This is a genomic window from uncultured Methanobrevibacter sp. (assembly GCF_900314695.1).
In the GTDB taxonomy this organism is placed as follows: Archaea; Methanobacteriota; Methanobacteria; order Methanobacteriales; family Methanobacteriaceae; genus Methanocatella.
Genome location: NZ_OMWD01000004.1, coordinates 1 through 14,218, shown reverse-complemented (window position 1 = coordinate 14,218; position 14,218 = coordinate 1). Strand labels below are relative to the sequence as shown.

At 30.0% G+C, this 14,218-nt stretch carries 12 protein-coding genes; 8 read left to right on the top strand and 4 right to left on the bottom strand.

Annotated elements, in window-relative coordinates:
* The first annotated feature begins 149 nt into the window (after positions 1-149).
* The 4 genes from QZN45_RS01620 to fwdF all read left to right on the top strand — a co-directional run bounded on the left by QZN45_RS01620 (position 150) and on the right by fwdF (position 4,681).
* Positions 150-2,810, top strand: a complete 2,661-nt coding sequence (locus QZN45_RS01620; protein WP_292607062.1) for a transglutaminase domain-containing protein — start codon at positions 150-152, stop codon at positions 2,808-2,810.
* A 107-nt stretch (positions 2,811-2,917) separates the two neighbouring features.
* The gene (locus tag QZN45_RS01615) at positions 2,918-3,376 is read left to right on the top strand and encodes a phosphopantetheine adenylyltransferase (RefSeq protein ID WP_292607064.1); all 459 of its coding nucleotides are present in this window, start codon (positions 2,918-2,920) and stop codon (positions 3,374-3,376) included.
* Between the two features lie 102 nt (positions 3,377-3,478).
* The gene (locus QZN45_RS01610) at positions 3,479-3,670 is read left to right on the top strand and encodes a 4Fe-4S binding protein (RefSeq protein WP_292607067.1); all 192 of its coding nucleotides are present in this window, start codon (positions 3,479-3,481) and stop codon (positions 3,668-3,670) included.
* A 9-nt stretch (positions 3,671-3,679) separates the two neighbouring features.
* Positions 3,680-4,681 (top strand): tungsten-dependent formylmethanofuran dehydrogenase subunit FwdF, encoded by a 1,002-nt coding sequence (gene fwdF, locus QZN45_RS01605; RefSeq protein WP_296810684.1) that lies wholly within the window; start codon positions 3,680-3,682, stop codon positions 4,679-4,681.
* A gap of 23 nt (positions 4,682-4,704) precedes the next feature.
* Here fwdF and QZN45_RS01600 read toward each other — a convergent pair whose 3' ends face one another.
* Together QZN45_RS01600 and QZN45_RS01595 are read right to left on the bottom strand one after the other, a co-directional pair.
* A complete protein-coding gene (locus QZN45_RS01600) occupies positions 4,705-4,920 on the bottom strand; it encodes a class III signal peptide-containing protein (RefSeq protein ID WP_292880358.1) in 216 nt (71 codons plus the stop codon).
* The gene (locus tag QZN45_RS01595) at positions 4,880-5,086 is read right to left on the bottom strand and encodes a class III signal peptide-containing protein (RefSeq protein ID WP_292607073.1); all 207 of its coding nucleotides are present in this window, start codon (positions 5,084-5,086) and stop codon (positions 4,880-4,882) included. Before QZN45_RS01595 ends, QZN45_RS01600 begins: the two co-directional genes overlap by 41 nt.
* A 182-nt stretch (positions 5,087-5,268) precedes the next feature.
* Between QZN45_RS01595 and QZN45_RS01590 the strand changes: the two genes are divergently transcribed.
* A complete protein-coding gene (locus QZN45_RS01590) occupies positions 5,269-6,435 on the top strand; it encodes a hypothetical protein (protein ID WP_296810682.1) in 1,167 nt (388 codons plus the stop codon).
* Complete coding sequence (locus QZN45_RS01585; RefSeq protein WP_292607078.1) at positions 6,435-7,154, top strand: metal-dependent hydrolase; 720 nt, start codon at positions 6,435-6,437, stop codon at positions 7,152-7,154. The genes QZN45_RS01590 and QZN45_RS01585 overlap by 1 nt, the downstream gene beginning before the upstream one ends.
* On the opposite strand, the gene rqcH is transcribed toward QZN45_RS01585, so the two are convergent.
* Complete coding sequence (rqcH, locus tag QZN45_RS01580) at positions 7,151-9,160, bottom strand: ribosome rescue protein RqcH (protein ID WP_292607080.1); 2,010 nt, start codon at positions 9,158-9,160, stop codon at positions 7,151-7,153. The genes QZN45_RS01585 and rqcH overlap by 4 nt on opposite strands.
* An 87-nt stretch (positions 9,161-9,247) precedes the next feature.
* On the opposite strand from rqcH, the gene QZN45_RS01575 reads away from it, so the two are divergent.
* Positions 9,248-9,520 (top strand): hypothetical protein, encoded by a 273-nt coding sequence (locus tag QZN45_RS01575; protein ID WP_292607083.1) that lies wholly within the window; start codon positions 9,248-9,250, stop codon positions 9,518-9,520.
* Here QZN45_RS01575 and QZN45_RS01570 read toward each other — a convergent pair.
* Complete coding sequence (locus QZN45_RS01570; RefSeq protein WP_292607086.1) at positions 9,515-11,329, bottom strand: DUF2070 family protein; 1,815 nt, start codon at positions 11,327-11,329, stop codon at positions 9,515-9,517. The two genes, QZN45_RS01575 and QZN45_RS01570, sit on opposite strands and share 6 nt — an antisense overlap.
* A 426-nt stretch (positions 11,330-11,755) precedes the next feature.
* On the opposite strand from QZN45_RS01570, the gene QZN45_RS01565 reads away from it, so the two are divergent.
* Positions 11,756-13,831: a hypothetical protein gene (locus QZN45_RS01565; RefSeq protein WP_292607089.1), complete on the top strand. Its 2,076-nt coding sequence runs from the start codon at positions 11,756-11,758 to the stop codon at positions 13,829-13,831.
* Positions 13,832-14,218 lie beyond the last annotated feature (387 nt).

The window sequence follows — 14,218 nt, the reverse complement described above, 5'->3', positions numbered from 1 at the left end:
AATTAGAAATTTCTAACGAGGATTCTATCTCAGAAACTAATATAGTTAATTCTCATGATGATAATTTAGAAAATTATCCTTCTGACACTGTTTTATCAAGCAGTATTATTTCAGATTATGAGGATAATAACGGAACTTATGACTCTTCCTTGGTTTCTATCGCAGATGAGAAATTATCTTTATCTTCCAATGAAATTATTGCCGTTTCCGACATTGATGATGTTGTCAGCGTAAGTTCACATAATTCAGATGTTTTAGGCAATAGCAGTAAAGTAGCTACAAAATTGTCTGTAAGTGACACTTCATATAGTAAGTCTGGTACAGTTTTCAAAGTTACTTTAAAAGATAATTCAGGTAAGGCTTTAAATAATCAAAAGATTTCTTTGAAAGTTAACGGAAAGACATATTCTGCAAATACTAATAATCAAGGTATTGCATCAATTAAAACAGCTGCTTTATCAGTTGGTACTTATACTCTTTCTTTAACTTATGCAGGTAACTCCAATTACACTGCTTCTTCTCTTTCAAAGAAAGTTAAAGTATTGTCTTCTGTAAAAGGAAGTGACATTAAAAAATATTATGGATATACTTCCGTGTATCAAGCAACATTCTTAAAAGATGGTGCGGCTTTAGCAAATACTAAAGTCACATTCAAACTTAATGGAAAAAATTATACAAGAACAACTAATAAAAATGGAGTTGCAAAGTTAAATATCAATTTACGTGTAGGTAGTCATACTATTACATCAGTCAACCCATACTCTGGTGAAAAGTTATCCAATAATATTGTAGTCAAAAAGGATAAGTCTAATATTACTCATTCACCATATAAAACATACATTCACCCTAAAACTAAATATGTTTTCACTGTTGTTTTAAAATCTAAACATGATGTTAATATAAATGGGGCAAAAGTATACTTTGATTATAATGGTAAAATTTTAACTGCAATTACAGATAAGAACGGGAAAGCTAAAATAACTATTTCCGGACTTTCAAAAGGTACATATGATATTAAGTATACTTTTCGTGGAAACAGTATGTTTTATTCATCTTCTGAATCCAGTAAATTATATGTTCGAGACCCAACATGTAATTTAACCGCTTCTGATTTAAAAATGAAGTATAAAGATGGATCTTATTTCAAAGCAACTCTTAAACAACGCGATAAACCTTTAAGTAATAAAACAATTAAGTTCAATTTAAATGGTAAAACCTATACTGCAAAAACCGATGCAAAGGGTGTTGCTAAACTTGCTGTTGGTAAGTTGAAACCAGGTACTTATACAGTCAAATATTCTTATGATAAGAAAGGTTCAAAAGATTATGCTTACGGTTCAAATAAGATTATTGTTTCCAGATTGGATTCAAAATTAACTGTAAAAAATTTAAACATGAAATATAAAGATGGATCTTCATTCAAAGCGACTGTGAAAGATATGTCTGGTAAACCTTTATTCAATGTTACTGTTAAATTCACATTCAAAGGCAAGAATTATTATGCTAAAACTGATGCTAAAGGTATGGCTAAGTTAAAAATTAATGCTAAAGTAGGCTATTATCCTATTGACACTATTGTTTATGGTAAGTATTATACATCAGATACAATAACTAAGAAAATTTTAGTAAACGGAACAAAATTCGTTGCTAAGCAAGCATATGCATCTGTTGGAAAAACTGTTTATTATTCAGTTAAGGTTATTGATGGTAAAAGTAATCCTGTTAAAAAAGTTAAAGTTACTTTTACTTTAAATAAGAAAAATTATGCTGCTAAAACTAATGATGCTGGTGTGGCTAAAGTTAATTTAGGTAAATTGTCTAAGGGAGATTATAAAATTCAATTTACTGTTGATTCAACTTCAGGTTCATCAACAATTCATGTTTTAAATACGCTTACTTTAAACCAAATTATTTCAGCATCTAAATATGTTAAAGGATATGTTGAAGATAATGAAAAATTACCTTCTAAAATTAAAATTGGTAGTTTATACTATTCTACTGCAGATTTCTTATATTTAGTTTCCGAAGCTATAATTAATTTGAAATCCGATAATAAAGATAATCTTCCAGTTTTAAAAGTTGCAAGTCCTAAAAAACCGGGATCTGCTTCAGATATGGGTAATTTATATAATTATCTTGCAGTAGCTAAAAGTTTAGTGAAAACTGCAGAGTCTAAAGGTATCATGCCTAATTATGTAAGTTCCGATTTGGGAAATATCGGATTTAAAGGTGTAGTTTATGCTTTAGCACGTGTTGTTGCATTTTATGGAAATGAAGGCGTTATGCCTGCTTATACTGCTGTAAAATCTTTATCTGAGTCAACTACTAGTAAATTAAATTCTAAAAATACTATTAAGGATTTAAAACCTTACTTGGCAGCTACTGCAAATTGTCAAGTAAATAATGATAAAATTAAGAATTTGGTTGCTAAATTGACTAAAGGATTAACATCAGAAAAAGCTAAAGCTAAAGCAATCTTTAATTATGTTAGGGATACAGTGTCTTATAGTTTCTATTATGATACTAGATATGGTGCTGTTGGTACATTGAATGCAGGAACTGGAAATTGTGTTGATCATGCACATTTAGTTGTAGCAATGTCTAGGGCAGCAGGCCTTCCAGCCAGATATGTCCATGGTACATGTACATTCTCCAGTGCTACTTATGGTCACGTATGGGCTCAAGTTTTAGTAGGAGATACTTGGACAGTTGCTGATGCAACAAGTACTAGAAACTCGTTTGGAAATGTAGTAAATTGGAATCCGGATACTTATAGTCTTCATGGCTATTACACAAGTTTACCATTCTAGTTTTCTACTTTTATTTTTTTATTTTTTTTAATCCTTTTTTTTTCAATAGCTAATAATTTATAATAGTTTTAATAAAGATTTAATTAGCAAGCTATTGAGACAATATTATGAATTCTAAAAATTATTCTAAAGTGGCTGTTGGAGGAACTTTTGACAAATTCCATGATGGTCATAAGAAATTATTATCGACTGCTTTTGAAATCGGAGATTTTGTGGAGATTGGTGTAACTTCAGATGATTTTGGAGGTTTAAAAGGTAATATTGATTCTTGTGAATTGAGAATGAAGAATCTTAAATATTTCTTTTCTGATAAATCTAATTTCACTGTTGTTCCTTTGGAAGATCCTTATGGTACTACTATTTATGATGGTGATTTTGAAGCTATTGTTGTAAGTGCTGAGACAGAACCAACTGCAGTTAAGATTAATGAGATTAGAATTTCTAAAGGTATGAAACCTCTTGATATTGTTGTTGTTAGTTTTGTGTTGGCTTATGATGGAAATCCAATTTCTTCCACTCGTATTCGGAGTGGTGAGATAAATAATAGAGGATATCTAATTCGTTAGCCGAAATATAATCGATATGTTTATATATTCATTTCGATAAATTTTTAATTACATGTGCATTATTTTTAATAATAATCATATGAAATTATTTGAGGTGGTTATATGGCAGTAAAAATTGATTCGGAGGCATGTGGACATATTCAAGATTGTCCTGTGCAAGGATTATGTATTAAACTTTGTGAACAAGGTGCAATTATTGAAGAAGATGGGGATGTAAAGATAGTCCCTGAAAATTGTGATGATTGTGAACTTTGTATACAAAATTGCCCAAATCAAGCTATATCTAAAGCATGAGGTATTTTTATGTTTGATATAGAGCGTGTTGGTGAAGAACACCGTAAATTGTCTTACAATGATGTAAATTGTGTTGGTTGTGGAATTTGTGTTGATACATGCCCTACTTCATCATTGAGATTAGGTCCGTTGGTTCCTATTGCACGAGGATTAATAGAGATGGATTTAATTTCTGTTAGTGATTCTTGTGTATTCTGTGGGTTATGTTCAGTATCTTGTCCATTTGATGCATTATCTTTGACAATTGATGGTAATAATATTAAAAATGATGATTCTTATCCTTTATGGGAAGTTCAATCCACTATTGATGAAGAAGATTGCATTTATTGTGGAAGGTGCAAATCTGTTTGTCCAAGAGATTCTATTTTATTTGAAAGAAAACTTCCAGATATTTCTACATTAGTTCGTGGAGAAATAAGTTTTGATGAAGATAAGTGTATTTATTGTTCTTTCTGTGCAGATTTATGTCCTGCTGAAGCTATTACTCTTAAAAATATTGCATCATCAAGTGTTGATAAACTGAATAATTCCATTGAAGTTGATACATCCAAATGCGTATATTGTGGTGTATGTAAAAGAATTTGTCCAGAAGATGCAATTAAAGAAGTTTGTTCAACTTGTATGTTGCGTGAGGAAATTGAAGTTCCTGAAATTTCTGGTGAGGCATTTATCATAAAGAGTTCATGTGTCAGCTGTTCATGGTGTTCTGAAATTTGCCCTGTTGATGCGATTACAGTTACTAAACCATTTGAAGGTAAACTTGAATTGGTGGAAACTGAAGAAAAAATTTGCAAAGGCGACTCATGTCATGCTTGTTTGGATGTTTGTCCATGTAATGCAGTTGAAATTATTGATGGAAAATCTGTTACCAATTTAGACTTCTGTAATTTATGTGGTGCTTGTGTAACTGCATGTCCTCAGAATATTAGGGTATTAACCAGAACAGATATGAATTTAGTCAATATTAATTCTGAATCATGGGCTGAAATTTTAAATTCATTAATTAGTTGAAAATAGGGTTAATGTCCCTATTTTCAAATTTTATTTATTAAATAATCTCTTTCTTCTTTTAACAAATTATTTAATGTTGTTTGCGTTTTTTGGGTTATGTTGGACATATAGCTTGCAACTAGAAGTATTATAACAATCAATCCTCCTGTTATTAGGATCAATTCTGCACTTCCTTGTCCTTTGTTGTCTAATTTCTTTTTATACATGGGTTCTGTTGTCCAATATTGTGTTTCTGACATCTATGATGTCGTCTTTTGCTTTTAAACTTCTGTCACTGGTCTCCATATATGACCGGTAAATTGTTAATGCAAGTAATGCAATAACAATCACTCCACCAAATAGTAGAATGTATTCTGCAGCTCCTTGTCCGGAATTTTCATTTATGAGTGTGTTTATTTTTTTCATATTTTCACCAATTATAATTATAGATTTTCAAATTATATGAATATTACTATTTTTTAAAAAAGTATTACGAAAAAATTTTTTTATTGATTTTTCCCTATTTTTTCCATTAGGTTTATTAATAGTGTTGTAGATAAAATATAATTAGTTAAATATAGAGTGATTAAATTGATAAGGGTGAAATCGTGGGAAATACATTAAAGTTAGTTTCAGGTTTTATTTTATTTGTAGTAGGTATTCTCATAGCGTATGAGACTAGTGTATATAACTTATTAGATATTTTATTAATTGTTGGTCTTGTCATTTCAATTGTCGGAATAATTATGATTGTTAGTTATTTTGTCGATTCAAATGCAGATAGGACTACAAATGCTATTAAAGAATTTATTACTTCAAATGAATTTGATTCTCGTTCTCTTAATCGGTTTGAAAGGAAATCTGATAAACCTAATCAGCCGTTACATGTTCGAAGAGAATTCAATGAGTATGATGATACAAATTATGATGAATTGATGCTTGAAGATTATCAGGAACCTTCATCTGATATTTCTTATGAAGATATTCATGAAAATAATCCGAAAGCTGTTTTAAATGTTGTTCGTCAGGAACCACATGAAGATGCAGATTTCAACAGACAACTTCATTTCACTCCCAGGTATGACAAACCGTTAAAAGTTACTAGAGCCCCTAAAAGACGTGAAGAAGATTATTTCACCAAGGATGTACCAGAATTCATAGTTGAAACTGATAAATCTAATGAAATTAAAAAAGCATTAGCTCAAGAGGCTCCTGCCGAGGAGATTACTGTCGAACATAAACCAGAAACTGAAGAATTTACACAACCTAGGGATATTAAAATTGATATTAATGATCCTGAAAGTCTTCCAGTTCCAAAATCTCTTAACAGTTATGTAATATATAATGAAAGTTTAGTATCTTCCCAGGATGCTTTCGATAATCTGGCTGTGAATGTAACTAAAGAAATAATGCTGGAAATTCCTTCCTTGAATGATTTATCAGACAGATTTTTATCTCATGTACCTACAATTTATTCCAGAGTAATTATTGATGAATTCGATGTTTCAGATATGTCATACATGTTTTTAATATCTTCTCTTTTAAAACAGGGAGTTCATATTAGAACTGTTCCTAAAGTACATACCGTTAATTTAATTACTGATGATTCCCATGCGATGATTATTTCAGATGGTCCTGACGGAATGGAATATGGTGCAATTTATGATGATAGGAATTCCATTTCAGATATTAGGTCTGACTTTGAAAAGACATGGGATATTGCATCCAGCCTTGATGAATCTGTTGTCATGAATAGTGTTGGTGGTGCTGCATAATGGAAATAAGATGGTTAGGTCACTCAGCATTTGAAATAATTAGCGATGATGATGTTAAAATATTGATTGATCCATTCATTAGCAATAATCCTGCTTGTCAAGTGCCAGTTGAGGATTTAAACCCTGATATTATATTACTTACTCACGGTCATTCTGATCATTTTGGTGATGCATTGGAAATCTCCAATAATACTAATGCTCCTATTGCATGTATCCACGAAATTTCACTCTTTTTAGCAAAACAGGGCATTAGAAATATTAGTGTTAATATTGGTGGTTCTTTTATCTTTAGAAATATTAAATTTACAATGCTTGAAGCTAAACATTCCTCAGACATTGACATTGTTGAAGAAACTGTTCCTGGAGGAACTGCTGCAAGCTTTTTAATAACATTTGAAGATGGTACAAAAATATTCCATGCTGGTGATACTGGATTATTCAGTGACATGAAAACAATTATTGGAGAGATTTATAAACCTGATATCGCATTGGTTCCTATTGGTGATAAGTTTACAATGGGTCCTTTTGAAGCGGCATTGGCTTCAATGTGGTTAAACCCTAAAGCAGTTATACCTATGCATTACAATACTTTTCCTCCAATAGAGCAGGACCCTGCAATTTTTGCTAATTTTGTTAGTCAATTCAACCCTAACATTGATGTAGTGGTCATGAATCCGGATGAATATTTTGAGTTTGATCCTGAAAACTATCAGGATTAATTTTTTTCATATTTTTTTCTTTGATGATACTCTTCATCAATATCGCATTTTCCAGACGGCAACACTCTTATTATATCATCAAGAGTTATTAAATCGTCTTCATTTATTTTATGCAATATTTTTTTAGCTATTGCTTCTTTTTTTGTAAAACCTGGTTTTAAAACAACAAAATTTTGACTGTGCTTTTCTAAAGCTTCAATTGGACCAGCCATAATTCTTTTACCTTCATAATCAACTATTCCCACAGCCAATTTTAATCTTGCTCCCCTAATATAATTACGATGGCCCCTTATTACAAATGACCCTTTTGCTAAAAATTCTCCAGCTTCAGGTGTTTTTGAAACTTGGTCCGGATGGACCCAAAATACGTCTTGAGATGTGAAACCTTTTGACCAAGCAGATGAAAATGATGCTGCAAACTCACCAGATTCTTTAAGGAGATTGTCATTTAATTTATTTCCATTTAATTTTATTGCAGTTGATGTCGCACCATGTATATCTGCATGTAGATAAATATCATTTGGTTCTAAATATTTTTTCACAACACTTTCATTACTGTTTGCGTCACGACCTCCAACCACTAAAATGTCATCTGAACTTACAAACCATCTTAATTTCTCATACCACTTGAGATCTTTCTTAACTCTTTTTTTAGGCACTGAAATGTTTTCCATTGCACTATCCTTTTTAGATTTGATATCTTCAAGTTGTTTTTTGGTGTTTTCAATTGCTATTAAAGCACCTTTTGTTTTTCTTTTAGCTTTTTTAGATTTTTCATAGTAATTTTCAGCATTTTCAGGTATTGTCAATTTTGGATCGATGTTTAATGTTGTATCATCTATTTTTAATGTCAATATTCCCATCGGGTCAATTGATTCATATATTTGAGCTTCTGCCATTCCATCTTTTTTGGCTTTTTTGAGTGTTTTTCCAATTTCCTTAAAAGAGTAATCCTTATCTCTAGCAGTATTTACTACATTTATTATGTTTTCGATGGTTGTGTAATTGGAATAGATAACTTCTCCTTTAAGTGTACTTTCGGCAATTGTTTTTTCAAAATTATCGAGGGTCTCTTGCTGTAACTTTAATCTTTTTTCAAATTTACCTACCTTTTTATTCCATGCATTTTCTTTAATTTGTTTGATGTCGGTGTTTACTTTTTTTGAATAGAATTCATCACAGGCTTCATTGAAAGTATTATAATATGTTTTTTCAAATGAATCATATTTTATTAAATCAAGAGGAATCACATCTTCTTTAGAATCACTTTTGACTATTTGCGGTTTGATTGATTCATTTTTTAAATTATCAAACAATTTTTTAAATCCTTCATATAGTCCATTGAGCTGTTCTTCTGTAAGATTGTTATTTACTGTATTTTTATCGATTTCAGTTATTTCATTTGCTCTTGCGATAACTTCTTCGGCATATAGGCTTCCGAGTCCGTTTCTTGCAAGTGTTCTGACAACATCGCTGTCGGCATTATTTTCAAATAATTCTGTAAATTCATTTTCTGAAATGGTTATAGGGTTCATTCCTCTTTCTTCTGGGAAAACATATTCTCTTTTGGAACTTATGTCCCTATTGCTCCAATGTTTCCTTTTAAGGGGTAAAATGATATTGTTTTCATCATCTAAAAGAATGATATTCCCTTTGTCAAATAATTCAACTATTATTGTGTAATATTTGTCTTTTTTGACTCTAATTTCAACCACACGATCAAAATTATGTTGTTTTATGCTTTCAACATGCCCACCTTTAATTCTTTTTCTTAAAAGCATAGGAAATGTTGGAGGCGTGGTTGGATTTTCGAGGGGATATTGGCTTGTATGTATTCTTGAGCCACATTGCATTACTAAATCAATTCTTCCGGTTCCGGGGACGTGGAATCTCATTACTACAATGTCTTTTGTTGGTTGGAATGATTTATCTACTCGAGCACCACTTAATAAATTATTCAGTTCATCACTTATTGTAAATATGTCTACATTGGACATGGGTTTCATAGTAAACACCTTTTTTTTATCAATCAATACTTTAATATATTATAATTACTAAAATTATATTAATATATTTAATTAAGGAGGATATCAATGGACACAACTATTAAGGTTACTAGTATTCATATTGTTGCTGCACTTGTCGCCGCTATAATTTCAACTGCTTTGACTGTAGGTTGGGTTGGATTTAAAAATGATATATTTGCTGGCTTTGTAGCATTAATAATACTTTATTTTGTAGGTCAATTCAGTCAAAAAATGGCTGGAGATGAAATTTCTGGATTTTCTCAATGGTTATGGGATGGAATTGCACCATTTTTCTTTACTTGGGTTATTTCATACACAATCTTTGTAATGTACTTATAAACCGAAGAATATCCAAATAAATGCAATTATTAATGAAGTTATTAGTAAAACTGGAGCTATAATTTTACTGACTGCAACAACTGAACTGATTGTTGAGATTAGTTCAGTTGAATTTTTTGGACCAAATGTGTTGAGATTTTCTATTTTTTCGGTTCCAGTTCCAACTTCAACTTCTTCTAAATCATTAATTGCTTCTTTTATACTTTTTTTAACATATTCTAAAATTTCAGGTCTTTTGGTAATTCCAACTGGATTGTATCCTCTTGAAATGGTGTTGACTGTATGTGTATCAGTAGTCATTACTTCAATTTCATCGATTTCCAAATCTTTTACCGCTTCCATTATCTCCTGTCTAAATCCGACTTCCATATTGTTGGAATCAAATAAAACATAAGCTGTTCTTTGATTATTTACTTCTATAATCATTGTTTTCAAGCCACTTTCTCCAATTCCTTCCTGTTTATTAAGTGTATCCATATTGTTTTGCCAGCATCCAACTTTTATGTTTGTTTTATCTTGATCTGTCTTAATTTTATCAATCACGTCAATCAAATAGAATACTTCAGCATTTCCAGGCAAAACTTCTCCACTTTCAGGAGCAAAGGAGTTATGACAATCAACAATTACGGAATCTTTAACAGCACATTTGCTTCTGCTTTGAGCCATCATTGTAAGTCCAACACCAAATTCAATGTCATCACTGCCCTCTGGTGCAAATGTTGATAATATCACCATCCCTTCATTGAAAAATTGAACTCCAATGTTTGCTGTTTGTGCATTGTATCTTACAAATTCGCTTGCGCTAGGTTTATATTCGACTTTTTTCAATCCCTTTTTTACTGCAGTTTCGATTTTATCTATTTCAGAAACTGCAATTGGGTTGAAATCGTGAGTTGATGGTCCATGTGCGACCATGGTGAAGTGATCGAATTTGTTTGCTAGAATTGTTGGCATATTGGATCCTCCAAGGTCTCCAAGTGGCCCTGGATGGACAGATGGTGAAATGAATAATGCTTTTATTCCATTTTCAGTCTTGAAACTAACAAATGTGACTACTGTATCAATAGCTTCACTCATATTTTCAAACAGTCCTTCAAGAGAATTTGAACCTTCGTTCATGTGTGCAATGAATAAACTCAATAAATCTAAAACTCCAATTCCTAAGTTTTTCTTAAATGGGGAAGCTATTATTGTGATAAATGCATAAATCGCTAAAACAAATATTATTCCAGCAATCAATGCTTTTAATGTAATTTGTATAATTATAGGTCCTAAAAAACTAGTGTCAATTACTAAAAATGTAACGAGAATGTACATTGCCAATATGAGCACTGGTTGAATTAATGCTACTGTAACCGCTTTTGTGAACCTCATCTTTGAAGTGGCCCAGAATACTAATGTGTTGAACCCATATATCAAAACACAACCGAATAATAATGAGTTTAAAAAGATATCCAAATTTAGGATTCTTGAAATTACTCCTCCAATAAGTAATATGATGCATAATATTGTCATTGAAAGTGCAGACAAAAACATGGAATGCTTTATTTTAACGTTTATACCATCCATTATACTTATGACCTGCTGATTAAGCCCACCACTCATAATTGATGTAATACCGATAATCATTAAAAAATAAATTCCACCATATAAGATTTCTTCTAGAATACTATGGCTCACGGAATCAATTAAAAAATATAATGATCCTGTTAGGGTACTTATCAATATCATTCCAATTATGGAAAATTTTGTTTTGGGCAGGGTGGTTATATATTTTGAAAGTCCTGCAACGCTACTCATGCTTGACATAAAAAATTATCTCACTACTTTTAATTAATGTTCATATAAAAATTTAGTCATAACAAATATATTAAATTTGTCAAATTTATAATTATCATATTTCATTATTCATGATGACACAAATAATTGATATGAAGTTTAGTCCAACAATTATTGATGTTTAATTGGTGATGTGAATCATTTTCAGTTTTTAATCAAAAGGTTTCTATCCTTGAATTTCACATGAAATATTATAATGATTAGTATTTTTAACATCATGCTGATATTTTTGGTCGAAAAATCAAATCATAATAAAAATATTATTAAAGATGTTGTTTTTTTTTATAAAAGTTTTTATAAGTGGTTAAATATAGTATAACTATATTAAATAATATAATTCAAATAATATCTATTTATTATTTTAGATTTTTTTCAAAAAGTGTGGAGGAATAATTAATGAAGAAATATACGTTTATACTTTCAGTTATACTTATTTCTTTACTTGCTGTTGGTGCAGTAAGTGCTTCAGATAGTGATAATTTCACTAATGATGTAATTTCTTCAGTTAAAGATTCCAATATTAATGATCAAATAGCTGTCGATGAAATAAATGATTTGGAAGACAAATCATTGGCAACTGAGATTGGAACTATTGAAGAAAACATAACTGATGATGTAAATAATCAATCAACTGAAAATGATGTGACTGATGTTGATACGGCTGTAAACGCTATTGAAGATACTAATTCCGACGAGATCAAATCAGTTCCGGCCAAAATTAATGTTGATAATGTCCTTGGTGCTCAACAAGATGTCGTTGTTTTAAATGATGGAAATGGAGTTTTTAATTTTAATTTCACCGAGGTCTTTGGTTGGAATATTTCTAGTTTCTGGACTGGTTTTAATTTCACAGGTTTGAATCTCACTGGCGTCTTTGATAATTGGAATGCTTCTAGTTTATTGTCTGGTTTGAATCTCACTGGCGTCTTTGATAATTGGAATGCTTCTAGTTTATTGTCTGGTTTAAATATTACTGGTTTGAATCTCACTGGTATTTTTGATAATTTTAATATTACTGATTTTTTAAATAATTTGAACTTTACTGAATTATTTAAAAATTGGAATATTACTGGATTTTTAGATAACCTTAACTTTACTAATATATTTGGTGGTTTGAACATTACAGGATTTTTTGATAAGTTGAATTTCACTGAATTTTTCAATAATTGGAATGTCTCTGGATTTTTAGATAATCTTAACTTTACTAATATATTTGGTGGTTTGAATATTACCGGATTTTTAGATAACCTTAATTTTACTAATATATTTGGTGGTTTGAATATAACTGGATTTTTAGAAAATTTAAATATTACTGGATTTTTAGATAATTTCAACTTTACTGAGTTTATCCATGGTTTGAATATCACTGGACTTTCAAATATTACTAAATATTTAGATAATTTCAATTTCACTGAGTTTATCCATGGTTTGAATATTACTGAATTTTTAGATAATTTGAACTTTACTGATATATTTAAAGGTTGGAATATTACTGAAATTTTAAATAATTTGAACTTTACTGCGTTATTGGATAAGTTAAATCTCACTGGATTTTTAGATAACTTTAACTTCACTGAGTTTATCAATGGTTTGAATATTACTGGATTATTAAATAATTTGAATTTCACTGATTTATTTAATAAATTAAATATTACTGGATTTTTAGATAATTTGAACTTTACAGAGTTATTTAATAAGTTAAATATCACTGGTTTCTTAGATAACATTACTAAATTCTTTAATATTACTGCTTTATTAGATAACATTACTAAATTCTTTAACATCACTGGTATCATTGATAATATCATTGACTTTATCAAAGATTTCGATATCTCTAAATACATAAACATTACAGAAATTATAAAGATTATTGAAGATGCTGGAAAAGCAATATTGGGCATTAAATCTTCAACTGTAGTTTATGCTGATGATTTAAGTGTTGTTTATTTAAACAGTAAAAAAATGGTTATTACTTTAAGAGATTATGAAGCTAATCCTGTAAGTGGTAAAACACTTTATGTTGTACTTAATGATAAAACCTATAGTGGGGTTACAGACTCTGCAGGTCAAATATCAATTACAGTTCCAAGTAATTTAAAACCAAAAACATATGTTGCAACAGTTACTTTTGCAGGTGATTTAGCTTATGATAGTTCAATTAGGGATGCTAAAGTTGTAGTCGCTAAAGGAACTCCGAAAATAACTGCTAAAGCGAAAACATTTAAACGTACTGTTAAAACCAAAAAGTACACAATAACCTTGAAAAATCATAAAAATAAAGTTATTAAAAATGTCAAAGTTACTCTTAAAGTGAAAGGTAAAACCTATACTGCTAAAACCAATAGCAATGGTAAAGCAATCTTTAAAATTACCAAATTAACTAAAAAAGGTACTTTTAAATCTGTTATAACCTATAAAGGTAATTCACTCTATAAAAAAGTAACTAAATCTGTAAATATTAAAATTAAGTAGATTTAATTTATCTGCGTTGAAACAATATTAAAGCAATGTTTTTAAATCATATGTGATTTGGAAAACATTGCTCATTTTATTTTTTTTCTCATTTTAGTCATATTCATGCATATCTATTAATTATGTGATGTTTTTTTTTGAGTTTATTTATTTTAATGAAAAATATCAATCACTTAAATTAAAATAAATTCTAAACAGGCAAAATTATTGATCATTATTTTAAATATTTGTGGTCTAATAATATAGTGAAAAACTGTATGTTTAATTTTTTTCTTTAATATGTGTATGTTTTGAACCTCTCCGGCTTGTAGAAGCCGGAGATTCTTAGGCCATGCCTATTTTTTCGTCAAAGCATTTCCATTCATAATAATATGTGGATTTTCCTTG

Coding starts and splice junctions, on each gene's coding strand:
- QZN45_RS01610 (WP_292607067.1), top strand. CDS start 3,479: ATGGCAGTAAAAATTGATTCGGAGGCATGTGGACATATTCAAGATTGT.
- QZN45_RS01575 (WP_292607083.1), top strand. CDS start 9,248: ATGGACACAACTATTAAGGTTACTAGTATTCATATTGTTGCTGCACTT.
- QZN45_RS01595 (WP_292607073.1), bottom strand. CDS start 5,086: ATGAAAAAAATAAACACACTCATAAATGAAAATTCCGGACAAGGAGCT.
- QZN45_RS01615 (WP_292607064.1), top strand. CDS start 2,918: ATGAATTCTAAAAATTATTCTAAAGTGGCTGTTGGAGGAACTTTTGAC.
- QZN45_RS01570 (WP_292607086.1), bottom strand. CDS start 11,329: ATGTCAAGCATGAGTAGCGTTGCAGGACTTTCAAAATATATAACCACC.
- rqcH (WP_292607080.1), bottom strand. CDS start 9,160: ATGAAACCCATGTCCAATGTAGACATATTTACAATAAGTGATGAACTG.
- QZN45_RS01585 (WP_292607078.1), top strand. CDS start 6,435: ATGGAAATAAGATGGTTAGGTCACTCAGCATTTGAAATAATTAGCGAT.
- fwdF (WP_296810684.1), top strand. CDS start 3,680: ATGTTTGATATAGAGCGTGTTGGTGAAGAACACCGTAAATTGTCTTAC.
- QZN45_RS01600 (WP_292880358.1), bottom strand. CDS start 4,920: ATGTCAGAAACACAATATTGGACAACAGAACCCATGTATAAAAAGAAA.
- QZN45_RS01565 (WP_292607089.1), top strand. CDS start 11,756: ATGAAGAAATATACGTTTATACTTTCAGTTATACTTATTTCTTTACTT.